A 22,470-nucleotide genomic window follows, 5' to 3' on the forward strand; every position below is an offset into this window, starting at 1 on the left:
GGTAGCCACACATTGCGCAGGCGAGCGACCACCCACCGTGGTGTAGGCGCGCACGGGCTGCGGGCTGTCTATCTTTTCGATATACAGCACCTCGACCCCGTCCAGCAGCGACAAATGCACCGTCTCCTGGGTTTGCTCGGCCAGCTCTTTCATGAAAGACAAGGCTTCCTCCCGCACATCCAGACGGTTTGCCAGGCCCGAACCCAGCTCCCAGAGCTTCATGGTCAGCTCGTAGCGACCCGTATCTTCATTCTTGCGTGCAAAGCCCTGGTGAACCAGGGCCTGCAACAGGCGATGCACATTGCTTTTATTGAGCATCAATTGATTGGCCAGTTCGGTGACACCCGAACCGCGTTCGTGCTTGGCCAGGGCTTCCAGGAGCACCAGGCCCTTAACAAAAGTCTTGTCCAATCGAATATCCCATCAGTCACTAAAAGTGCATGAATTGTCTCATGGAACAGAACCACGCCATAGCCAGACAAGCCCGTATAGCAAAGCAGCAAGCGGCTTTCGCAACAGTTCCATCCGCTGTTCAAGCAGAAAGGCTTCGAGACTTGAACCTTAAACAACAAGCCTGCTACCCACCAAGGCCAAACACCGGCCAGCAGCACAGAGGTTTTTCCGCTTTCCAGCCCAGGCCAAATGCGTGTACAAAGAGCCTTGCCTTCTCTTTCTACTGCCCGGAGCCACATCCCGATGGACACCAATTCCCCGCCTCTTGCCCTTGCGGCCATCGTGCACGCAGGCAAAGGCAGTGCCGACGCCTTGCTACTGGAATTCGTGCAGGAATTGCGCGCGAAGAACTATCGCGTCTGTGGTCTGGTGCAAGGTCCGGAAATTCAGAAGGAAGGCCATAGCCTGCGCACGGTACAGGATCTGGACAAGGGTACGCTGTATCCCATTACCCAGAACCTGGGGTCGGAATCCACCGCCTGTTGCCTGGACATTGGTGCCTTGCTGGAAGCCAGCGAAGTGCTGCGGCAGGCGCTGGAAAGCCCGGCTGATCTGGTGATTGTGAATCGCTTTGGAATCATGGAAGCGGACGGCCAGGGCTTTAATAACGAGATCCTGGCCTTGATCGACCAGGGCTACGCGGTGCTGACTGTTGTGGCCCACACCTACCTGCCTGCATGGCGTGAATTTACAGGTGGCCTGGCGGTGGAACTGGAGCCGGAGCGTCAGGCACTGTGGGACTGGTTCGAGAACAGCCGCCAGGCCGCCTGAAGGCCTTCAACGGGGCTAGCGTGATCCAATTTACGGAGCTGCCAGAATCAATCCGGCAGTTCCCTATCAAATAGTCATGGCTAACAGATAGCCCTTCAAAACCCCGGCTAATCCAGCCTAGAACGCCCAGTTCAGCGACACACTCCCCGAAATATCTGCCCGGCTATTGCCCAGCAAACGGGTCCCCGCCGATACCCCCAGACGCAAGCGCTCGGAGCTTTGCAGCGTCAATCCTGCGCGCAAGGCCAACGCATGATTGTCTACCCGTGCATAGCGACCATCAAAGCCCGTCTGTGGCGAGGCCTCAAACTGTGCGTACTGCGTCTGCTTGCGGCCCAGCAAAGCCTGCTCCCACGAAGCCGAAACCTCAGCCTTCAAACGACGGCCCTGTTTCAATTCCCAAGCCTGGCTAACAGCCAAGCCCAGCGACGCTTGCAAGGACTGGGCGCGGGTCGAATCCAGCTGCAAGCGGCTACCTGCATCACCCTCTTCACCTAAACCGGGGCGACTGTAACGCAGGTAATCCAGGGCCAGCACTGGACCTATGCTGCCTGCTTCACCCAAGGGCCAGTGATAGGCCGTCTGCACGCCTGCAGCGAAGGTATGGCCCGTCCAGTCAGATTTGGGATTGGCCTGATAATCAGAAAACGCAATGCGTCGGTTCAATTTACCCTGCTCCAGGCCCATACGGACTTGCGCCAAGCCTTTCCAGCCCTCACGAGCATCCGCACGGTACAAGGCATGCACACCGGCACCCAACCCCGTCAGCGTGCTCTTGGCCTGATAAGGGGCATCTATATTCAAGCTTTGCTCATTGGCAGTCGCATGGGCACCCCAACTCCACTCGCTGCCTGCAGCGCGATGTTCCGCACCGAACACGACACCATAAGTCTGGCTGCGGTGGTCTACATCATTGCTGCTTAACTGCCAGTGATAACGGCCACCAAAAGGCTGGATGAAAGTCTGCCAGCCATCCTTGCCCAGGCCAGGGCGCTGACGCAGTTGCTCGGACACCAACTGCTCGCGACGCAAGCTGGCCGCCAATTGAGCCCCATAAGCACCAGCACTTAACTGATTGAGTGCGTCACCAATCTCGCTGCCATCCGCTGCGGAGAAGTCCAAAGCCTGGTAGACAGAGGCCAAGGGACGCTGATTGTCAGTGGAGGCCTGCTCCAGACTGCGGCCTACGGCAGCCGCATTCGGATTAACTGCATAGGGCGAGTAAGCTGCTGCCTGACGACTGACCGACCAGCCACCGTTATTCACGTGCACGCTCAGGCTGGGCGAATTCAGGCTGGCAGTCAGCAGATCAAAACCACCCTGGGTCTGTGTGGCCTGAAAGACCGTGTTCTGGCTCAAGGACCAGCCATCGGCATACCAGTCAGGCTGCAATTGCAGCTTCAATTCACCAGCCAGTTGAGCCAGACCTTGCACTTCAATCCGGTCATTCTGACGCGTGTCGGCTTCGATCAATACCCGGCCTTCAGGAGCCTGAACGAAATCGCCTTGAATCGTCATCTGACCAAAGGAGTTACCCGGGCTCAAGGTGCCGTGGTTACTGAAATTACCTTCCGGATTGATGGCGTAGCTGCTATTGCCGCTCAGCGTAGCGCCTGCATCCACACGCAGACCATGCAGTTGATGCTGGCCATTGAGCGAGCTTTCGCCCCCTGCAATCACCACGGCCAAGTTGTCCGCGCCCTGAATATTGCCGTCATAACGCAGGCGGAAATCAGGATCGGCCTCTAGCGTGGCACGCCCTTGCTCATCTGCTTTCTGCCCAAAATTCACATGGGTGACAAACAGCTCGCCGTTGCTTTGACGAGTGGAATAGTCAGACAGGATATCGCCCTGAATCCGGGCACCTTGCATGACGTTGATATTCTCAACCTGTGCATTGCTGGAAATCTGGATAGCGGCTTTCTTGCCCGACAAGAGACCGGCTAAATGGTAGTCCTTGATGAGTGCGCCCTGCAAAATCTGGGGCACATAGCCAAGCGGCTTGTTCTCCAACGGCGAGAACCATTGCCATGAACCATGATAACCATCCTGATTGCCCCTGGCGTTATTGCCAAAATCAAACAATGCCGCCACCCCGTCCTCACCCTGCGCACGCACTTCGCCCTGCTGCACGATCGTGTGATTACGGCCATAGCTGAACTGCAGACCACGCCCAACCCAGCCCTGGGCATGGATACGTGTAGAGGCCGGAATAATCAGTGTGTTTTCACTACCGTCCACCCGCACGCCTATACCGCCAGGGCCGGCGCCAAGCAAATCCGCCGCTTGGGTAATCGTATTGCGCTGGCCATAAATGTGCAGGCCCAGGCCCTGAGTCGCGGTGTTGTACTGCCCCGGCAGATACGCCGTACCCTCGGCATTACGGGCAAAGAAACCATTCTGATTGACCAGAGTGACGTCATCCCCGTAAACCGAATAACCATAGAAATTACGCCGGTCGATCTGCAAGCCCAGATCCTGCATCACCGCGATTTCAGCTTCCATGAAGTTGGTGTAATTGCGGTAACGTTGATGGCTCATCAGGCTGTTGCGCAACTCGCTGTGACTCATGTAATCCGTGTCTATACCGGCAGCAGGATTGTCATGAAAAGTCAGAATGCTGACCGGGACGCCGGGCATGGCATCACCCAACACCTCCTGCACATGCTGGCCGGTAAAGTAGCCCTGATCCTTGCGCAGATCGAAGGCCTGCGCATCATAGGGATGACGGCAAGGCGTACACAGAATGTTCTGCTCAGGGCGGGCCGGATTGCCATTGTCATCCCGCAAACCCGCCGCCCACCGATTCAGGAAAGGAGCAAACTGCGGTGTACCTGTGCCAGGCCCATTCCTGTCGGCAACCACATTCCCCAAACCCAGGGCATGCGCCAACTCGTGAAAAATGACCCCGTTATAGTCCGCCTGACCCGTCAAGGGTAATTGGCTGGGATTGACCGGGGCCGTATCAAAGGGCATCAGCCCGATATTGATAATCCCATGGGGGCTGTCGTAGTCCTCTGGCGACAAGGCATTGAACAGAGCGGCCTGCAGCATGGAAACCGCCACCGGATCACCCGCCATCAACCAGGGATCGCTGCTGGCAGAGGCACCGGGCGCCGCGAAGGTGCCCAGATGGACAACGCCGGGACGGTAATTCGGCGGCAGAATCAGGATTTCAGCCCAGCGCTCCAGCGCCGCACGAATCTTGCGGCGGCCGTTTTCGTCCACATCAAAGGCCGACGGCCCAATATTGCCATAAGGACCATCCTGAGGGCCAAAGACCCGCAGTTCAAAGGCCGCTTCCCCTTTCTTGTTGTAGATAATTTCAGTCTGGTAGGCGTGGGCGCTGGCCGAAGCCGCTAGCAAGACACCAGCACTGAACAGGGTTTTCAAAATCGCGGACATGAGCTTGGGCTCCAGGCGTGGGCAATACACAAGACGTCCCGTGTAGTAAACGCCCCAGGGACAACCTCCGAGCAAGCACATTAATGCAAATAAAGCCTGGAAACCGTTTAATTCAAACCACCAAAAACCCGCTGTGGCCATATGGCAACGCGGGTTGGTGGCTCAAAACACAATAAGCGGTTTACGCGTCCCACCCCTCCAGCACCAGCTTGCCACGTGCTTTACCCGACTCCAGCAAGGCATGGGCTTTTTTCAGATTGCTGGCATTGATACTGCCAAAACGCTCGGTCAAGGTTGTGCGGATCAGACCGGCATCAATCAGGTCAGCGACTTCGCTCAACAAGCGATGCTGGGCCAGCATGTCGTCCGTGCCAAACAAGGAGCGGGTAAACATGAACTCCCAATGCAAGGACACAGATTTGCGCTTGAGCTGGCTGACATCCAGACTGGCGGGATCATCAATCAGGCCAAACTTTCCTTGCGGGGCGATGGCCTGAACAATCTGCTCAAAGTGCTGATCGGTATGCGTCAGACTGACGACATAGTCCACTTGCGGGTAGCCGACACGCTCCAGCTCGTCAGTCAAGGGCTTGCTGTGATCAATCACATGGTGGGCACCCAGTTCACGCACCCAGGCCTGGGTTTCGGGGCGGGAAGCGGTGCCAATCACGGTCAAGGAAGTCAGGCGGGATGCCAGTTGCGTCATGATGGAGCCCACTCCACCGGACGCCCCTACAATCAGCAGGCTCTTGCCGCTGGGAGCCTTGCCAGGTGCGATCCCCAGACGGTCAAACAGCATTTCCCAGGCAGTGATGGTGGTCAGGGGCAAAGCGGCTGCTGCGGCAAAATCCAGCGATTTGGGTGCATGCGCCACGATGCGCTCATCGACCAGATGCAGTTGGCTGTTCGTGCCCGGACGCGCAATCGAACCGGCATACCAGACGCGATCACCCGGTTTGAACAAGCGGACCTCAGGGCCAACCGCCTTCACAATGCCACTGGCATCCCAGCCCAACACCTTGTACTGCTGCCCGGCATCCGGCCCACCACGCTGTCGCACCTTGGTATCGACCGGGTTGACGGACACCGCTTTTACCTGGACCAGCAAGTCGCGGCCTGTGGCCACCGGGTCGGGCAACTCAATATCCATCAGGGACTCAGGCAGCTCTATCGCTTGGGGCGCTTTATACGCAATCGCTTTCATCTTTTTTCCTTATAAAAATCAATGACCTGTCTTAGGCCATGCTCGGATAATCGGTATACCCGTGTGCGCCACCCCCAAACAAGGTTTGTGGATCGAAGCTTGCCAAGGGAAGCTGATCACGCAAGCGTGCAGGCAAATCCGGATTGGCGATAAAGGGGCGACCAAACGCCACCAGATCAGCCAGGCCACTCTTTACAATCTTCTCGGCTCTGTGTGCGTCATATTTGCCCGCAACCATAATTCGACCCGAAAAGTGGGCACGCAAGGCATGGCGAAAATCATCAGGAATCTCAGGGGCATCATCCCAATCAGCCTCTGACAAGTGAATGTAGGCCAGACCCTTGCCGTCCAATCCCTTGGCCAACTGCAAGATCGTTGGAATGATTTCGGGGCAGTTCATGGCTCGCTGCGTAATAAAGGGGGCCAGACGGATACCCGTGCGCTCTGCTCCTATCTCTGCCGCTACTGCTTCGACCACCTCTGTGGCAAAACGAATACGGTTCTCCACACTGCCCCCATACGCATCTTCACGGTGATTGGATGTGGTGCGCAGGAACTGATCAATCAGGTAGCCATTGGCACCATGGATTTCCACGCCATCAAATCCCGCTTGCATGGCCTTGGCGGCCGCCTGGCGGTAGTCCTTAATCACAGCTGCAATCTCTTGCTCGCTCAGGGCGCGCGGTACGGGGCAATCCAGCATCCGCCCCACCCCGTCCTCCCCCACTACCCAAACCTGAGCCTGGGGAGACAAGGCGGAAGGGGCCAAAGTCTGACCATCTGCATGAAAGCTGGCATGAGACATCCGACCCACATGCCACAGTTGCAAGACAATCCGGCCACCTGCTTGGTGCACAGCATCTGTTACCAAGCGCCAGCCCTGCACCTGCTGCTGGGTGTAGATGCCGGGAGTAAAGCTGTAGCCTTGCCCTTGTCGCGAAATCTGCGTCGCTTCGCTAATTAACAAGCCTGCACTGGCACGCTGAGCGTAATACTGGGCCATCAGCGCATTCGGAATATCTCCTGGCTGATCAGTGCGGCTACGTGTCATGGGAGCCATCACGATACGGTTAGGCAACTGCAAGCTGCCCACTTTCAATGCCGAAAACAAAGTAGATGTTGCTAGACCCATGATTTGTATGCCTCATCAAGAAAATGAAAATGTGGATCACAGTGTGCCTTTTCAGGATCTTTAGAAAAACAGGCTTTTGCTTGAAACGATATTCAAAAATACGTTGAAAATAGCGTCATAATTAATTCCATTAATTAGCTTTTCAGCATAAAAACCCAGCCCAGCGAGGCACGTTATGAAAGCACTGCAAGATCTGGAAATTTTTGTTCGCACCGCTGACAACGCCAGTCTGTCCGCCACGGCACGAGGTTTGGGCATAACACCGGCAGCCGCCAGTGCGGCAATCAAACGCCTCGAATCAGAAGTGGGTGTACAGCTTTTTCTGCGCTCCACGCGCCATTTGCGGCTGACCTCTGAAGGCGAAGTGTTTCTGACTCAATGTCGTCCCGCCCTGTCCGCCTTGCAGCAAGCCAGCCTGCAATTGTCCAGTGGCCGCCCAGGCTCCCGGGGCCAATTGAAGCTGGCCGCCCCGTCCGATCTGGGGCGCAATGTGCTGTTGCCTTGGTTAAATGAATTTCAGGATGCCAATCCGGGCGTGGACATACGCCTGCATCTGTCCGATCGGCTGGCTAATGTATACAGCGAACCCATTGATGCAGCCTTTCGCTATGGTCATCCGGCAGACTCCAATTTGGTGGCTCTGCCTATCGCCCCCCAGCATCGGCGCGTGCTGTGTGCAGCCCCCTCTTACCTAAGTCGTCACGGTACCCCCAAGACCCCTGATGAGCTCAAAAACCATGACTGCCTGTGTTTTATGCTAGGTGAGGACGTACACGATCGTTGGCGTTTTGAACGAGGCGGTGAGCCGACAATGACTGTAGCTGTAAGAGCCGTAAATGTGTCTAACGATGGGGATGTTGTCAGGCGCTGGGCTTTATTGGGCAAAGGCATTGCCTATAAAGCCTACTTCGACGTAGCGAACGATCTTGCCAAAGGGCACTTGCTTCCACTTTGCCAAGACTGGGGCTTTGAAGCCTCGCCCCTTTACCTGCTGGCTGCTGGCCGCCAACAGATCACACCGCTATTGCGCGAGCTGCACCAATTTATAGTCCAGCGAATCAAGGCATGGGGGCAGGCACCCTCTTATTGAGGGTGGTTATTGAAACAGACTGGGCTTAGCCGCATAAATCTTTACCTTAGTCCGTCCAAAAAAGCATCCACACGGTACGCAATCACGGCATCCAGTTCATCAGGCACCTCAAGCTGATACACCCATTTGCGTACCCCCATATAAAAGAAACTACTGTGTAGCCCCCACCAAGCCTCGTTCTCCAGCATCGCCTGATCTGATGTCAAGGCCTGCTCCCGCCCCAAGTCGTAATGCAACTCCTGGCTCAGAATTCTGAAAATCCGTTCATGAAGCATTTGCAGATAACGTTGGTTCAAAGACGGATCCTGCAAGCCCGCATACAGAAAAATCCGTACCCATTCGCTAGTTAATATTGCCTGGGTGTAGTCCACAAAGTACTGCACCAAACGATCCCGGAATGGACGACTTCGATCAGCCAGCCAGACCTCCCAAAGCGGATTCCAGCGACTTAAGAACACCCGCTCATACACTTGCTCAATCAGCTCCTGCTTGCTAGGAAAGTATCGATACAACAGTGGTTGCGTGATGTGCAGCTCACGAGCCAACTCTCTGGTCGTCAAGGCAAATCCCTTTTGAGCAAAAAGCTCGATGGCCTGCTCCACCATTTGATCTCGTCGGTCTACCCCAGACAAATGCTTCCGTGGCATATCAGCCTCTTTTCTGGGTGTATCTGAAGGCGGTAAGTGCTCAGCCATGCTAGGGAAACCCCTCATTTAAATTAAATTGCGGAACTTAAATTATCGCACGATAATCTTTTTTATCGTTTGATAAACTTTAAGGAAAGAGACAATGATTGAGCACAATCAAAACCCCACTAATTCCAACCGCATCATCCCCTGCAGAGTTGCCTCTCGCCAGGAGATGCTGACCCGTGTCGCTAGATTCGCAGATCTGCGTGGTGCCAGCACAGGACTGCCCGATATGAATCACCCATTGGGGGTCCGAACCCTGATGAACGTCATAGGCTTTGCTCCACCTGAAGAGGGTGGGCTTTCTCCTGTCGGCTCCGCCGCCTCTGCGGCTGCAGCCATTGCAATCAATGAGGGATTTAATCTGGGCTTTGCCAGTGCCAAGCCAGGTTGCGGTGCCTTTGCCCATGTGCATGACACCAACGAGACTTTTATGCCTTTAACAGGCCGTTGGCGATTTTTCTTTAACGAGGGCTCTGAGCAAGAGCATGTAGATCTGGGCCCCTACGACGTGATTTCCATGCCAGCCGGCATTGCCCGCGGATTTGAAAATATCACCGAGGGCGACCCCGAGGCAGAGTCCCTGCTGCTTTACGTCATTGCCGGAACACAGCCTAAGGTCGAGTACACCGAAAACGCGGTACAGCGGTTTGCCCCCTACCAACCCAATACTCAGTAGTCCTCCAGTTGCCTGGCCCATGCTCTCAAGGATCCCTCTCATGGATAAGAACGCTCTCTGCTCCCCAAAGCGTCGTCGATTACTCCAGTTTTCGGCGGCCTCACTCACGGCTTTATCCGTGCCTAGCTGGGCACGGGCACAAGCCAACTCACCTATAAAGGTCGGTTTCATCGCTCCACTTACAGGCCCTTATGGCGCCGACGCTCGCCTGGAAGTGCTGGGTGCCCAATTAGCTATCCAGCAATTCAATGAAGCTGGCGGCCTGGGGGGGCGCATGGCTGAACTGCTGGTACGCGATTGCAGGCTGAATGCCGGCGAGGGTGCAACACGCGCACTGGAACTGATCGAAACGGAAAAGGTTAATTTCATTGCAGGTCCTTTTGGCCCAGCTGCCTTCTCGGTCAACAGTGTCATCAAGGCCAAAGGTGTACCGTACACCCCTATAGCCAATTCCGATTCGATAAACCAGGCGACTGAATGGAGCAAGTACCTGTTTCATGAAGGGCTAACACCAACGGCCACTGCAGGCGCACTGGCTCGCTACGTGGTGCCACAAGGTGCCAAGCGTATCGTCATGCTGACTGCCGAATATATCTATGGGCAAGAAATGGCCGCAGGTTTCAGGCTCGCAGCAGAACAGCAAGGGGCAGAAATCATCGACGATATTCGTCACCCTTTAGGCGTCAATGATTACTCCACATTGTTCCCGCGCATTCTGGCGCTCAAACCGGACCTGCTGGTCATCAATAATTTCGGTAGAGACCAACAAGTCGCTTTAAAGCAAGCCCGGGAGTTTGGCCTGAAACGCAAAATGAAACTGGCTGTTCCCCTTATGGTGCATACCGCCAGGCAAGTGGACGGACATAAGGTCTATGAAGACGTTTTAGGCTGCATCGGCTACTACTGGGGAATTGAAGACTCGGTGCCTAGCGCGGCCAAATTTAACGCTGGATTTCGTGCAATTTCGGATGGTGCCAATCCATCTGATTACGCGGCCTTGGGTTATGCCAGCGTCCTGTCTCCCTTGAAAGCCGCAATCCAGGCTCAGTCGATTGAACCTGACGCACTTGTTCACACGCTCAGCTCAATGCAGTACGACTACTACAAAGGCCCCCAGTTTTACCGTCGTTGCGACCATCAATCAGTGCAATCTGTTTTTATCGTGCAGTCCAAAGCTCCCGAACAAGCCAAGACTGACGATGATTTATTTGAGATTCTGGCAACCGAAGAGGCGGCGGAAAATCGTTTGATGTCTTGTGAAAGCCTGGGCTTTACCGCATAGGGGCAGCGCTATGGAATGGACAATAGACCTGATTTTCCAACAAGCTGCAGCTGGACTGGCGCTCGGCTCCATCTATGTTCTGCTAGCGGTAGGACTAACACTGATTTTCGGCCTGCTTAACGTGGTGAACTTCTCACATGGAGCCTTTTACATGCTGGGCGCCTACCTGGGCTTTGTCACGCTGGAGTACACGCAAAGCTTTACTGCAGCCCTCGTTGTAGCCGCTCTGGGTGGGGCTGCCATTGGAGGACTTTTTGAGCGCTTTCTGATTCGGCGCTTGTACGGCAAAGGTATCGATTATCCCCTCCTGCTTACTTTTGGGGCAGCATACGTCATCGTCGATGCGGTGCGCATGATTTTTGGCCGAGAGGGTGTCCATATTGCTACTCCTGAGGCCCTAAGCGAGGTGGTTGATCTTGGGTTTGGCCTCTTGCCGGGGTATCGGCTCTTTCTAATCGCGCTCTGTCTGGGACTCGTATTGCTGTTGTGGCTGCTGCTGGAGCGCACACGTTGGGGACTGATTATCCGCGCTGGAGCCCAAGACGGGACCATAATCCGCATTCTGGGCATCGACATTTCGCGAGTCTGGCTTATGGCCTTTGCCCTGGGGTCAGGACTGGCCGCCCTATCAGGAATTCTGGCTGCACCCATGCGGGGCGTCCATCCGGATATGGGTTCGGCCATTCTGGTTGATGCCTTCGTTGTAACGGTCGTAGGGGGGATGGGGTCCTTATCTGGCGCTGTACTGGCCGGCCTGCTGATCGGCATGGTTGTCAGTTTTGTGACCCTGTTCGCCCCCGAGTTCCAAGAACTCTCCATCTATGTGCTGATGACTCTCATGTTACTGGCGCGTCCCCAAGGCCTTCTGGGGCGCCGTGGGGCTTTAGGCTAAAAAATTATGCAAACATCAATTCTTACAAGAGCACACCGCGACACAAGACCGGCTGCTCGCATCCACCGATCCGGACGATGGCTGGACCTGCTTGGAACACTGGCGTTCCTGGGCCTGCTTCCCTGGCTGGTTCCCCATCAATCCCTGGCTACCTCCATGCTGATTTTTGCACTCTTTGCCAGTGCATACAATTTAGTCTTCGGTTATGGCGGCATGCTATCGCTAGGACACGCAGCCTTGTTTGGAGGTGGAGCTTATGCGGCTGGCATCGCGGCTGTCCACGGCCAACTCCCTTGGGAACTATCTTTGCTGTCTGGCGCCTTGGTGGGTTTGGGGATCGGCCTGCTCTTTGCTTTTTTATCCTTACGGGTGCGTGGAATCTACTTTGCCATGATCACATTGGCATTGGCGCAATGTGCGTACTTCTTCGCTTACCGCAATCCAAACTGGACCGGAGGGGACAACGGCTTGCGAGGCGTGCCCCCCTTGGAAATAGACTGGGGATTCTTACAACTGTCCAGTTCCGACCCACTCAGCAAGTACTACCTGATTTTTGCAATTGTAGCGGGCGCTTTGAGTCTGCTGCGTGCCTTGCTCTACACCCCCCTGGGTCGCTCCTTGTCCATGATCCGTCAAAATGAGCAGCGTGCAGCAGCTTGCGGTGTGCCTGTTCTACGTGTTCGGCAGATCACCTTTGCAATCTCCGGCTTGCTGTCCGGTTTAGCAGGAGCTCTATATGCCTATCACATAGGAACAGTCCCCCTGGAGACGCTCTCGGTCCACCTGTCCGGGCAAGTAGTGATGATGGTGCTACTAGGGGGCATGGCCACTTTTGTCGGCCCGGTGGTAGGAGCGGTTGTCTTTCTAGGCGCTGAAAACCTTCTTTCCGACTTGACTGACTACTGGCAAATGATCAGCGGTATTTTGTTCATGCTGCTGGTACTGTTTTTCTCAAAAGGTATTTGGGGTGGCGTTCAAGCAATACGACAGAGCCGTCCTGCGGAGCCAAAGCCATGACACACGACATTATTCTTTCCGCCCAAGGTTTGAGCAAAACTTACAGTGGCTATGTCGCCAATAGAGACATCAGCTTTAACATCCGACGCGGAGAGCTGCTTTCAATTATCGGCCCCAACGGGGCCGGGAAAAGCACATTATTCAACATGTTGAGCGGCACCATCAAACCCGATACTGGTCAACTTTTGTTTAAGGGCCAAGACACCCGGTCTACCCCCCGGCACCGGTTTGTCAATATAGGTATTGCCAAGTCTCATCAAATCACGAGCCTCTTTCTGGAAAGCACTTTGGCAGAAAATATTTTTCTAGCCTTGGAAACTCCTAAAACCACCCTGAATTTCTGGACTGTACGCGATGAGCGCCCCCAGGCCCAAGAGCGCATCACAGAACTGCTAGCCATGGTCAGACTGGATCATAAGGCCGGTTTACTGGCTAGTTCCCTATCTCATGGAGAGCAGCGTGCACTAGAGATTGCCATGGCTCTGGCCAGCGATCCAGAGCTGCTTTTAATGGACGAACCAACGGCCGGCATGGGACCACAAGAGACAGTACAAATTATCGAATTGATCCAGGCATTGCGCCAACAACGCACCATTGCACTAGTCGAGCACAAAATGAAGATGGTCATGGATATAAGTGATCGGATTCTTGTCCTCCATCATGGTGCCCTACTGGCCGAGGGCCCTCCCACCGACATCATGAACAATGCCGAGGTCAAACGTGTTTATTTAGGGGAAAAACATGCCGCCCACCACTAGTAGCCCACCGCAAGACACGCTGCTGCACATTACCGGCCTCCAAGCCTGGTATGGGCCCAGCCATATTCTTCAAGGTATCGACCTCTCCGTTAAAGAAGGTGAACTGTTAGCTATTCTTGGTCGAAATGGTGCCGGCAAAACCACTACCTTGAAGGCAATAATGGGCCTGGTACCGAAAGTCCAAGGATCAGTCTTGTACGGAGGACAAGAAATACTTGCCCGGCCCGCCCATCAACGCTTCCGCTACGGTCTGGGCTACGTCCCTGAGGAACGCAGGATCGTCCCGGGACTTACGGTCCTGGAAAACCTGCAGTTAGGTCTGGCAGCGACACCCGGCCAGTACAAGCTGACAGAGCGTATTGAGGAAATTGCACAAACCTTCCCCCGCCTGAAAGAACGCTTCAAGCAAGCAGCCAGCACCATGTCTGGTGGGGAACAGCAAATGCTAGCGATTGCACGTGCCCTGATGAGCAATCCGAAGCTCATTTTGCTTGATGAGCCCTCTGAAGGGATTATGCCCAAACTGGTCGATGAAATGTTTGCGCTATTTACCGAGCTGCGCCAGCAAGGGAAAACGTTGGTTTTAGTCGAACAAAATGTGGCTCTCGCTCTGGAGATCGCAGACCGTGCGGTGATTATCGACAATGGCACTGTTGTGCACCGTGCCAGTGCTGCCGAACTACTAATCGATCAAGAAATGCAGGACCGCTACTGCGCAGTTTAAAAAGAGTCTGTCATGTCCAATATTGTTTTACTACATGGAGCTTGGCACGGAGGCTGGAGCTGGGGCGGCCTACAGACCTTGCTAGAGCAACATGGCCACCGGGTTTTCACACCCACCTTCACAGGCTTGGGAGACCGTGCCCACCTTCTGACACCAGAGGTTGGGATACACACTCACATACAAGATATTGCGATGTTCTTGCAATATCAGGAGCTCGATGACTGTGTCCTGATCGGACATAGTTATGCGGGTCTGATCATGCCCGGCTTACAAGAGCAACTGCATATCACCGGCAGCACGCACATACAACGTGCCATTTATCTCGATGCTGTCCTGGTCCCTTGCGGTCAAAGCTGGTCCGACGCACACGACCCCGCAACACGCCGACAACGCTTGATTTCCAGCTACCAGGGTAGCAACAGCACAACGGTCTTTCCTGTCCCCACAGTTGCAAATATGGGGGTACATGACCCAGCAGACATTCGCTGGGCAGACCGCATGCTGACGCCGCACCCCGCCCGCACCTACACAGATATACAAAATGTAGGCCCAGACTTATATCCCGGCATCTACATAGACTGTACTCAACCTGCTCTAAGCGCTCTGGAAAGCAGCAAGCTATATGCCCGCCAACTAGGCTGGCCTTATCTGGAACTACAAGCTGGCCATGACTGCATGATCTCCCATCCCCTTGAAACACTACAAACTCTGAAGCCTTACCTATCCTGCGCAACTCCTACTGTTTAAGCGTTCCCTCTTTAACAAAACAAGCCCGCTAACAGCGGGCTTGTTCACACTCCAGAACCGGCACTGTTGACTCGCGCTCCAAACCTCCAAGAGATTCCGCCGAAAAAACAAACAGCAACGACGATGAACGTCTAGGATATCGACCCAAGGCCGTCATGCTGCCTTGCTCTAATTCGATCGATCCTTTCTTAACGTCAGCGACAAGGCAATCGAATCATGAGACATGCGCACATGGCCAGCCCCCTTTCTCAAGGGCCCGGCTTTCCCCCTCCTTCTGCAACCCGGTATCTGAACGCGGCCCAAGCTGGCTGCTTGCAACACCCGCCCCTGGGCCGCGCAGGACGCAGCAAAACAGGCCTGCTCAAGGCCCTGGCAGTAGCAAGCCTATCTGCCGCTCTGGCCGCTTGTGGTGGCTCTGAAACCAGCTCGGGCCCGGCCACCGACCCCGAAACACCCACCAATCCGGAAAAGCCTGACACACCCAGCACTCGTCACGCCCTGATCATTGATCTGGACGGGGCTACCTACCGCGCTGTGCAGCAAGGCATGGCAGCGGGCAGCCTTCCTAATCTGGCCAAGCTGAACGTCCAACTGGCCTATAGCGGCGGTGTGGTGGGCACCCCCAGCCAACAAGCCAATCTGGACATGCCGGGCTGGGCCAGCCTGCTGACCGGCACCTGGGCCAATCGTCACGGTGTGGTATCTACGGCACCAGACCAGGTCTTGCGTCAAAACAGCCTGTTTCACTCTGCCCAGCCTGGCCAGAATGCCGCGGCCGTTGCATCCAGCGGACTGGCCCATTTGCTCAAGGCTGACCATGATGCCGAGCGTCTGCACGAGCTGGCCGATTGTTCTGCACAAGCCGTCACCCTGTCCTGTGTCTCCACCCAGGCAATGAAGATGATTGAAGGGAACTACCGCAAGGTTCTGGTTCAGTACCGTTCTGCCAAAGATGCGGCATTGGATTTTGGTGTCGAATCGCCTGACTACCGGGCCACCCTGAGCAAGCTGGACAAGGAGATCGGTACCTTGATGGCGGCCACGGCCAAGCAGCAGGATCGCGAATGGTTGATTGTCGTGACAGGCAACCACGGTTTGAGCGAGCATGGGCAAGACAATGGCCTGCCCTTGCTGTCCCAGTCCGCTACCTTCCTGGCCTTCAACCAAAGCGTCAATACAGGGGAACAAGGCGTAGGAGCCAGCCTGCCCCAGACACTGGCCGAGCTGTATCAGTACAACAGCCTGGTTGATGTCGCTCCCACCGTCATGCGCTATCTGGACACGCTGCCCCCAGCGGCAGAATACAAGCTCGATGGCAGCAGCCTGCTGGGCCCACAAGCCGTGTCCAATCTGAATGCCACCGTCGTGGACAACAATTCTTCGTCCGTGGCCATCAAGCTGGACTGGAAAGCACCGGCCGACGCCCCCATCGATATCCTGCGCGATGGCCAGGTCATTGCTTCGCGTCTGCCCGCAGGGACACAAAGCTATACCGACAATCAGTTGACGGCCGACCTGAGCAGCAAAGGCACGTATCAGTTTGACTACACCGTGCAGGCAGGCTCGGGCGAGCAGGCCGCCTGGCGCAACCTGATCAGCCCGCCCATCTCCTACTTGCCGCCTGTGCCATTGGCCACCACCTTGCGCAACGGTCTGCTTTCTTACTACCCCTTCAGCGCGACCCTGCCGCCTGTTGATGCACAAGGCAACAGCAGCATGGCCCCCGCCTCTGCCGATCTGCCTTCGGCCGCAGGGGTAGTGGTGCCCGGCCCCTTTAGCGGCACGCATGGGCTGCTGGTCGATACCAATCATGTCACCGTGGAAGGGCTGGAAGGCTACCGCATGACGCCGACACAAGGCTTTGATATTTCCACCGGCAGCAGCCCCCAGTTCACCATCGGCTTCTGGTATCAGGTGCCCCAGTGCATTGACCGCAATAACGTCACCATCCTGTCCAACAAGAACTATGTCAGCGGTGGCAATGCCGGTGTGGCGATTGGCCTGTTCAGCAGCTCCACCAAGAATCAGTGTGGCGTGGCCTTCAATATTGGTTCAGGCGGTGTTCGTGCCGACGGCCCCACCAATCCCTACACGCAAATTCCGGTAGGCCGCTGGGTCTACATTGCCTTTGCGGTGGACGGTGTGGCCAAGAAGATGAACATGCAGATCTTCGACCCGGTCATCGGCCAGACAACGCAGGTTGCAGCTGGCAAATCCACTGGCGCTGTTGATCTGTCCAAGCTCTCTCCCTATCCGCAATGGGGGATTGGCGATGATGGCACCGGCAAGTTCCTGATGAACAAGTGCAATGGCTCGGTTACGCCGCCCTACACCGTGGGCAAATGTGCTGTTGCTCCGCCAACCCAGCAAATGTTTGGTGATCTGGCCATGTGGAATCGTGTGCTGAGCGACGAAGAGCTGCAGTCGATCTACTGGTCCAACAAGCCGCTGTCCAGCTTGTCCACCCACTAAGCGAGCACGCCATGACCTCTTTGACTCTTCTGGCTCGCTTGATGCGAACCCTGGCCCTGACGAGCGTTACGGCCCTGCTGTTGAGTGCCTGCAGCGATGGCAGCAGCGGCAACCCTTCCCCAGCAAGCAACACGGGCTCGGGCAGTGAGCAGGTGCCCATCGTCACGCCTCCGGCCAGCGGTTCGCTGGGGGAACAGGGTACTAACAAGCCCGCCACCCCCAATTCGCAACTGGACTGCGCTCCCTGATAGGGCACCTTGGCCGGGCGGTGGCCACTGCCGCGCCTGGCCCTCTTGCAACACTCAATCGACAAGGCTTTCCCATGACTTACCTTAATCGTCGCAATTTTCTGCGGCTGGCCGCCAGCGCCGCTGCCTTGGGGCCCTTTCCCCCCGCCATTCAGAAAGCACTGGCCATCCCGGCCAACAATGCCACCGGCACCATCAATGATGTGGAGCACGTCATTATCCTGATGCAGGAAAACCGCTCGTTTGACCACTACTACGGCACCATGCCGGGAGTACGCGGCTTTAGTGACCGCTTCACCATCCCCATGGCCTCGGGCGAATCGGTCTGGCGTCAGCAAGGCAGCAGCGGCGTGGTGCAGCCCTATTATCTGGACGCCACCAAAGGCAATGCCCTGCGCGTGGGTGGTGCACACGACTGGAATGACCAGCAGGAGGCTTGGGACGGCGGCCGCATGGCCTTTTGGCCCAAAGCCAAATACACCAATGTGGCTATGGGCTACCTGAAGGAGTCGGACCTGTCCTTTCACTGGTCTCTGGCCAACGCCTTTACCGTCTGTGATGCCTATCACACCTCCATCAACACCGGCACCTTCACCAACCGCATGTTCCTGTGGAGCGGCACCAACGGGGCCAATGTCACCGGGCGTGCCTGCGTGACCAACTCTAACTGGGGGGGCCTGGGCCCATCCGAAGACGGGCTGGACTGGACCAGCTACCCGGAGCGTCTGCAGGAAGCAGGCGTGCGCTGGAAGGTCTACAACCGTCCCGGCAACAACAGCAATAACAATCAGCTGGTGGCATTTGCGTCCTACCGCAAGGTCAATGAAGAGCTGGCCTCGATGGGCTCACCCTCGGCCACTTATTCACCACAAATGGAAGCACTGTCCCCCTTGTACAAGGGCTTTGGCAATACCATGCCCGACGGCGGCTTTCTGCAAGCCATTGCCGACGATATCGAGATGGGTGCCCTGCCACAGGTCAGCTGGATTGTGGCCCCTGGCCCTTACAGCGAACACCCCAGCATGGGCGTGCCCGGACAGGGTGCCTGGTATCTGGAGCGTTTGCTGAACATCCTGACGGCCAACCCCGAAGTCTGGAGCAAAACCGTTCTGATCGTGAACTACGACGAAAACGACTGCTTCTTTGACCACATGCCCCCACCAGCCCCACCATGGCGTCACCGCGACGGCACTCCGGCCGGCAAGTCCACCGTGGATGTCTCGAACGAGTACTACACCATGCCCGCCCCGGATGGAGACTCGCGCAAACTGCCCCCCGATGGCCGCCCCTTTGGTGCCGGCCCCCGTTTGCCAACCCTGATCATTTCTCCCTGGAGCGTGGGCGGCTGGGTGAACTCCCAGCAGTTTGACCACACCTCCGTTCTGCGCTTTCTGGAGCAGCGCTTCGGTGTGCAGGAGCCCAATATCAGCCCCTGGCGTCGAGCCGTATTCGGCGACATGCGCTCCTGCTTTGACTTCAAGTCCCCCAATGCCAACAAGCCTGCCCTGGTGTCAGCCCCCACCCGCGATCAGGCCGATGCCACACTGGCGCAGCAAGTACAGGCGGGCAAGGTTCCCATGCCGCCTGTGGGTTCCGAGCCCATGCCCACACAGGATCTGATGCTACGCCCCTCCCGTGCCCTGCCTTATCAATTGCATACCAGCGCCAATGTGGATCTGGACAAGGACAAGGTCTGGCTGACCTTCAGCAACACTGGCACCCAAGGCACCGTGTTCCATGTGTACGACGAGCTGCATCTGTCCGAGTACCCACGTCGCTTTACCGTAGAAGCCGACAAGATGATTTCGGACTCCTGGACCGTGGGCGCAGACCAGAACGGCGACTACAGCTTGTGGGTGCTGGGCCCCAACGGCTACCACCGTCATTTCAAGGGCAATCTGCACGCCCTGCGCCAGGGCCCCAAACCCGAAGTCCGCGTCTGCTACGAGCCCAAGGCCAACACCGTCTCTCTGACCATCATGAACGTGGGTAGCGAAGCGGCGACCGTCACGGTCACCGCCAATGCGTATCGGGAAGATGGCCCATGGGTGTACACCGTGGACCCCGGCATGCAGATTGACGCGCGCTGGTCGCTGGAAGGCTCGGCCAACTGGTATGACTTCACCGCCACCATGGGCGAACATTTCGAGCGCCGCTTTGCTGGCCGTCTGGAAAATGGCCGCGACGGGATCAGTGATCCGGCCATGGGTGTCGCACGCTAGTCAGACTGATCAGGCAAGATAGGGCAGCCAGTCCCGGAAAAAACAGTTAGAGAAACACGATGACGCTCAACCAGATTCGGGCCTTCGTCATGGTGGCCCAGCACGGTGGCTTTACCGCCGCCGCGCGGGCCCTGAACATGAGCCACACCACGCTCAGTTCACAAATACAGATGATTGAACGCGAATACGGAGCCGAGCTGTTTCATCGCCGGGGCCGGCGTGTCGAACTGTCCACCCTCGGGCTGGAAATGCTGCCCATGGCCCGGCGCATGATCTCGCTGGAATCCGACATGCGCCAAATGCTGGATGGCACGGGCAAACTGCACTACGGCACCCTCAAACTGGGTGCCGTCAGCCCTTACCACGTCACCGAACTGATCGAGTCCTTCCACGCGGTGTACCCGCGCATCAAGCTGTCCGTCAAACTGGGCAACTCCGAGCTGGTCCTGGACGACCTGGACAAGTACGTCTGCGATGTCGGCGTCGTGGCCAGTTGCCAGCCCCAGCGCCGCTACTGCATGCAACCCTATGCCCGTTATCCGGTCATTGCCTTTCTACGTGCCTAGTCGCCTGGCGGCGCAATACCTGAAGCACGCCCGGCCATACTGATACCAGGCATAAAAAAAGCGGGGCATAAAGCCCCGCCCTTCCCTTCACGCCTGATTCAATGCCCCCACGAAATCAGGGTGTTTCGCCTTGTGCCAGACGCGCCTGGATCGCCTGGACAATGGCTGGGAAGTCCGCAATGGTTTCAATCACGTAGTGCGCGCCGGACTGGCTCAAACGCTCGCTGGCTCGCTCGACTCGTGCTTTTACTTCAGCTGGGTCAGCAGTCTTCAGTTCGGCCAGCGACAAGCCCACTTCGTTACCCGACAGGCTCAAGCCCACCGTCCACATCCCCGCACGGCGGCCTTCTTCGATACCGGGCACGGTATCGTCCACTTTGATACAACGACGCACATCACCCACGCCCAGAGCCAGAACATTGGCCAAGGCCATGAAAGGACCGGGACGACCACCAGCAGGCAACTCATCACCAGCGATAACGCAATCGGGAGCCAGGCCCTGGCTGGCTGCAGCAGGTAGCAACACATCAAGCACCTGACGAGGGTAGCCCGAGCAGGAACCCACTTTGATGCCCTTGGCACGTAACTGCTCCAGAACAGCTGCCGCCCCTTCAATCGGAGCCGAGTACTCGGCTACTTTCTCGATCTGCATGGGCATGAAACGCTCGTAGATGGCATCAATATCGGCATCCGTGGAAGCACGCTCGAACTGGGCCACCCATTGGTCCTGAATCGATTCAGTCGCCAGCAAGGTACGGATATGATCGCGCTTGGACAAGCCCATGGGACCACGTGCCTGCTCCAGGCTGATCTGAATCCCGAAGGTGGCAAAGGCATCCACAAAAATCTGTGTCGGTGCCAGAGAACTGAAATCGACCAGCGTGCCAGCCCAGTCAAAAATAACGGCCTCGACCTTGTCCGACATAAGCGTATCCAGAGCATTGAAATTCTGAGTCATTATTGAAAAACCTTCAGTTTTGAAAACAAACCGGATCAATAGCCGGGCTTATACCTGCACAGCATCCAGAGTCTGTGCACCAATGAAATTACGTCCTCGCGGGCCTTCCAGAGCCTGGGCAATTCGTTCTTGCCACTGCTCGGGAGCCAGACCGTAAGCGGCCGGGTCTGTACTGACACCCAGCCCCTCCAGAAAACGGGCCAGAGCCGTCACCGCCTGCAGGCCGTTGTGCGCATCAAAAATGGACAGCAGCAAGCGGTCCAGATCTGCATCCTGCCCCAGTGCCATTTGCATCACATGCGGCAAGCTGAAGGAGCAGGCGATGCCATGCGGCAGCCCTTGTTCCAGAGTCAGCTCGTAAGACAGAGAATGGGCCAGGGCCGTCTTGGTATTGGAGAACGCCAGCCCTGCCATGACGGCCGCAACCGCCAGTTGGCCGCGCAGTTCCAGGTTGGACAAGTCCTGCATCAGCAGCGGCAGGCTGCCCATGATCTGGCGCGCTGCCGAGACCGCCAGGCTTGCCGACACCGGATTGCGGTTGACGTTCCACAAAGACTCCAGGGCGTGCGACAAGGCATCCAGGCCGCTGGCCAACGTCGCCGCTGCAGGCAGGCTGCGCATCAAGCCCGGATCAATAATGGCGGCCTGAGGCCAGGTCCAGGGCAGATGCAGGGAGTACTTGCGCCCCTGTCCCTTGTCCCAAATCGTTGCCCAGGGGGTAACCTCGCTCCCGGTGCCTGCCGTGGTGGGCACGGCAATCAGGCTGCGCACCCGCCCTGGAGGCTGGCTCAGGCTGGTCTTGCCGGACAGGCAGTCCAGCAATTCGGAAAACGTGCCCGAAGGCGTGCTGCTCAGCATGGCTTTGGCGCAATCGATCACGCTGCCACCACCCAGAGCAATGATGCACTCCACATCGGGATGATCGCGCCACAGGCGCTCATACAGCGGGGCCAGCCAGGACACATCCGGATTGGGCTGTATATCGGTTTCGATCGCCACCAGTTGATCGCCCAGCAAGGCTTGCAAACGATCGCACTGGCCCAGTTCACGCGCTTCGGGAAAGGCAATCAGAATGGCTCGCCGGGTTCCCAGATGCTCGGGCAGACGCTCAAAAGCCCCATGCCCCGCATCGATCTGAACTGGATTGAAAAAATGCCACAT

20 protein-coding genes are annotated in these 22,470 nt (G+C 56.6%); 13 read left to right on the plus strand and 7 right to left on the minus strand.

The features are described 5' to 3' along the window. A partial coding sequence (locus N879_RS18175) for an IclR family transcriptional regulator (protein ID WP_022983579.1) occupies positions 1-411 on the minus strand: 411 nt, incomplete at its 3' end. A 285-nt stretch (positions 412-696) separates the two neighbouring features. Here N879_RS18175 and N879_RS18180 point away from each other — a divergent pair. Continuing rightward, entirely contained in the window at positions 697-1,224 is a 528-nt protein-coding gene (locus tag N879_RS18180; RefSeq protein ID WP_009460756.1) for a DUF2478 domain-containing protein, read from the plus strand. 117 nt (positions 1,225-1,341) lie between these two features. Here N879_RS18180 and N879_RS18185 read toward each other — a convergent pair whose 3' ends face one another. The 3 genes from N879_RS18185 to N879_RS18195 form a co-directional block, all read right to left on the minus strand. Continuing rightward, positions 1,342-4,629 carry an autotransporter outer membrane beta-barrel domain-containing protein gene (locus tag N879_RS18185; RefSeq protein ID WP_022983580.1) on the minus strand — a complete coding sequence of 1,096 codons (3,288 nt, stop codon included), beginning with the start codon at positions 4,627-4,629 and terminating at the stop codon, positions 1,342-1,344. 181 nt (positions 4,630-4,810) lie between these two features. Further along, positions 4,811-5,833 carry a zinc-binding alcohol dehydrogenase family protein gene (locus N879_RS18190; RefSeq protein WP_009460750.1) on the minus strand — a complete coding sequence of 341 codons (1,023 nt, stop codon included), beginning with the start codon at positions 5,831-5,833 and terminating at the stop codon, positions 4,811-4,813. A gap of 31 nt (positions 5,834-5,864) precedes the next feature. Continuing rightward, positions 5,865-6,965 carry an alkene reductase gene (locus N879_RS18195; RefSeq protein ID WP_031233032.1) on the minus strand — a complete coding sequence of 367 codons (1,101 nt, stop codon included), beginning with the start codon at positions 6,963-6,965 and terminating at the stop codon, positions 5,865-5,867. Between the two features lie 175 nt (positions 6,966-7,140). Between N879_RS18195 and N879_RS18200 the strand changes: the two genes are divergently transcribed. Then, a complete protein-coding gene (locus tag N879_RS18200; RefSeq protein WP_009460746.1) occupies positions 7,141-8,055 on the plus strand; it encodes a LysR family transcriptional regulator in 915 nt (304 codons plus the stop codon). A gap of 41 nt (positions 8,056-8,096) precedes the next feature. Here the strand turns inward: N879_RS18200 and N879_RS18205 are convergent, their stop codons facing one another. Next, positions 8,097-8,702: a TetR/AcrR family transcriptional regulator gene (locus N879_RS18205; RefSeq protein WP_022983581.1), complete on the minus strand. Its 606-nt coding sequence runs from the start codon at positions 8,700-8,702 to the stop codon at positions 8,097-8,099. 142 nt (positions 8,703-8,844) lie between these two features. Between N879_RS18205 and N879_RS18210 the strand changes: the two genes are divergently transcribed. The 11 genes from N879_RS18210 to N879_RS18260 all read left to right on the plus strand — a co-directional run bounded on the left by N879_RS18210 (position 8,845) and on the right by N879_RS18260 (position 20,351). Further along, positions 8,845-9,423, plus strand: coding sequence for a cupin 2 protein (locus N879_RS18210; protein WP_009460742.1), 579 nt, complete (start codon positions 8,845-8,847; stop codon positions 9,421-9,423). Between the two features lie 40 nt (positions 9,424-9,463). Next, positions 9,464-10,705, plus strand: coding sequence for an ABC transporter substrate-binding protein (locus tag N879_RS18215; RefSeq protein WP_031233034.1), 1,242 nt, complete (start codon positions 9,464-9,466; stop codon positions 10,703-10,705). A 10-nt stretch (positions 10,706-10,715) separates the two neighbouring features. Continuing rightward, the gene (locus N879_RS18220) at positions 10,716-11,597 is read left to right on the plus strand and encodes a branched-chain amino acid ABC transporter permease (protein WP_009460738.1); all 882 of its coding nucleotides are present in this window, start codon (positions 10,716-10,718) and stop codon (positions 11,595-11,597) included. 156 nt (positions 11,598-11,753) lie between these two features. After that, on the plus strand, positions 11,754-12,614 hold the full coding sequence (locus N879_RS18225) for a branched-chain amino acid ABC transporter permease (RefSeq protein ID WP_009460736.1): 861 nt from the start codon (positions 11,754-11,756) through the stop codon (positions 12,612-12,614). Continuing rightward, a complete protein-coding gene (locus tag N879_RS18230) occupies positions 12,611-13,372 on the plus strand; it encodes an ABC transporter ATP-binding protein (protein WP_009460734.1) in 762 nt (253 codons plus the stop codon). The genes N879_RS18225 and N879_RS18230 overlap by 4 nt, the downstream gene beginning before the upstream one ends. Next, positions 13,356-14,096 carry an ABC transporter ATP-binding protein gene (locus N879_RS18235; protein ID WP_009460732.1) on the plus strand — a complete coding sequence of 247 codons (741 nt, stop codon included), beginning with the start codon at positions 13,356-13,358 and terminating at the stop codon, positions 14,094-14,096. The genes N879_RS18230 and N879_RS18235 overlap by 17 nt, the downstream gene beginning before the upstream one ends. 12 nt (positions 14,097-14,108) lie before the next feature. Continuing rightward, positions 14,109-14,843, plus strand: a complete 735-nt coding sequence (locus tag N879_RS18240) for an alpha/beta hydrolase (RefSeq protein WP_031233037.1) — start codon at positions 14,109-14,111, stop codon at positions 14,841-14,843. 216 nt (positions 14,844-15,059) lie between these two features. Then, the gene (locus tag N879_RS18245) at positions 15,060-17,315 is read left to right on the plus strand and encodes an alkaline phosphatase family protein (RefSeq protein WP_152978330.1); all 2,256 of its coding nucleotides are present in this window, start codon (positions 15,060-15,062) and stop codon (positions 17,313-17,315) included. 11 nt (positions 17,316-17,326) lie between these two features. Then, positions 17,327-17,563, plus strand: a complete 237-nt coding sequence (locus N879_RS18250) for a hypothetical protein (RefSeq protein WP_009460728.1) — start codon at positions 17,327-17,329, stop codon at positions 17,561-17,563. A 74-nt stretch (positions 17,564-17,637) separates the two neighbouring features. Beyond that, positions 17,638-19,785 carry a phosphocholine-specific phospholipase C gene (locus tag N879_RS18255; RefSeq protein WP_022983583.1) on the plus strand — a complete coding sequence of 716 codons (2,148 nt, stop codon included), beginning with the start codon at positions 17,638-17,640 and terminating at the stop codon, positions 19,783-19,785. Positions 19,786-19,844: 59 nt separating this feature from the next. Further along, on the plus strand, positions 19,845-20,351 hold the full coding sequence (locus tag N879_RS18260; RefSeq protein ID WP_009460726.1) for a LysR family transcriptional regulator: 507 nt from the start codon (positions 19,845-19,847) through the stop codon (positions 20,349-20,351). 115 nt (positions 20,352-20,466) lie between these two features. On the opposite strand, the gene phnX is transcribed toward N879_RS18260, so the two are convergent. Both phnX and psrA read right to left on the minus strand, forming a co-directional pair. Then, the gene (gene phnX, locus N879_RS18265; RefSeq protein ID WP_009460724.1) at positions 20,467-21,309 is read right to left on the minus strand and encodes a phosphonoacetaldehyde hydrolase; all 843 of its coding nucleotides are present in this window, start codon (positions 21,307-21,309) and stop codon (positions 20,467-20,469) included. Positions 21,310-21,357: 48 nt separating this feature from the next. Next, complete coding sequence (psrA, locus tag N879_RS18270) at positions 21,358-22,470, minus strand: iron-containing alcohol dehydrogenase PsrA (RefSeq protein ID WP_009460722.1); 1,113 nt, start codon at positions 22,468-22,470, stop codon at positions 21,358-21,360.

This window comes from Alcaligenes sp. EGD-AK7 (genome assembly GCF_000465875.3).
GTDB classification, from domain to species: Bacteria; Pseudomonadota; Gammaproteobacteria; order Burkholderiales; family Burkholderiaceae_B; genus Alcaligenes; species Alcaligenes phenolicus.

Coding starts and splice junctions, on each gene's coding strand:
- N879_RS18215 (WP_031233034.1), top strand. CDS start 9,464: ATGGATAAGAACGCTCTCTGCTCCCCAAAGCGTCGTCGATTACTCCAG.
- N879_RS18200 (WP_009460746.1), top strand. CDS start 7,141: ATGAAAGCACTGCAAGATCTGGAAATTTTTGTTCGCACCGCTGACAAC.
- N879_RS18180 (WP_009460756.1), top strand. CDS start 697: ATGGACACCAATTCCCCGCCTCTTGCCCTTGCGGCCATCGTGCACGCA.
- N879_RS18235 (WP_009460732.1), top strand. CDS start 13,356: ATGCCGCCCACCACTAGTAGCCCACCGCAAGACACGCTGCTGCACATT.
- phnX (WP_009460724.1), bottom strand. CDS start 21,309: ATGACTCAGAATTTCAATGCTCTGGATACGCTTATGTCGGACAAGGTC.
- N879_RS18190 (WP_009460750.1), bottom strand. CDS start 5,833: ATGAAAGCGATTGCGTATAAAGCGCCCCAAGCGATAGAGCTGCCTGAG.
- N879_RS18225 (WP_009460736.1), top strand. CDS start 11,754: ATGCTGATTTTTGCACTCTTTGCCAGTGCATACAATTTAGTCTTCGGT.
- N879_RS18185 (WP_022983580.1), bottom strand. CDS start 4,629: ATGTCCGCGATTTTGAAAACCCTGTTCAGTGCTGGTGTCTTGCTAGCG.
- N879_RS18220 (WP_009460738.1), top strand. CDS start 10,716: ATGGAATGGACAATAGACCTGATTTTCCAACAAGCTGCAGCTGGACTG.
- N879_RS18260 (WP_009460726.1), top strand. CDS start 19,845: ATGACGCTCAACCAGATTCGGGCCTTCGTCATGGTGGCCCAGCACGGT.
- N879_RS18240 (WP_031233037.1), top strand. CDS start 14,109: ATGTCCAATATTGTTTTACTACATGGAGCTTGGCACGGAGGCTGGAGC.
- N879_RS18230 (WP_009460734.1), top strand. CDS start 12,611: ATGACACACGACATTATTCTTTCCGCCCAAGGTTTGAGCAAAACTTAC.
- psrA (WP_009460722.1), bottom strand. CDS start 22,470: ATGTGGCATTTTTTCAATCCAGTTCAGATCGATGCGGGGCATGGGGCT.
- N879_RS18250 (WP_009460728.1), top strand. CDS start 17,327: ATGACCTCTTTGACTCTTCTGGCTCGCTTGATGCGAACCCTGGCCCTG.
- N879_RS18245 (WP_152978330.1), top strand. CDS start 15,060: ATGAGACATGCGCACATGGCCAGCCCCCTTTCTCAAGGGCCCGGCTTT.
- N879_RS18210 (WP_009460742.1), top strand. CDS start 8,845: ATGATTGAGCACAATCAAAACCCCACTAATTCCAACCGCATCATCCCC.
- N879_RS18195 (WP_031233032.1), bottom strand. CDS start 6,965: ATGGGTCTAGCAACATCTACTTTGTTTTCGGCATTGAAAGTGGGCAGC.
- N879_RS18255 (WP_022983583.1), top strand. CDS start 17,638: ATGACTTACCTTAATCGTCGCAATTTTCTGCGGCTGGCCGCCAGCGCC.
- N879_RS18205 (WP_022983581.1), bottom strand. CDS start 8,702: ATGCCACGGAAGCATTTGTCTGGGGTAGACCGACGAGATCAAATGGTG.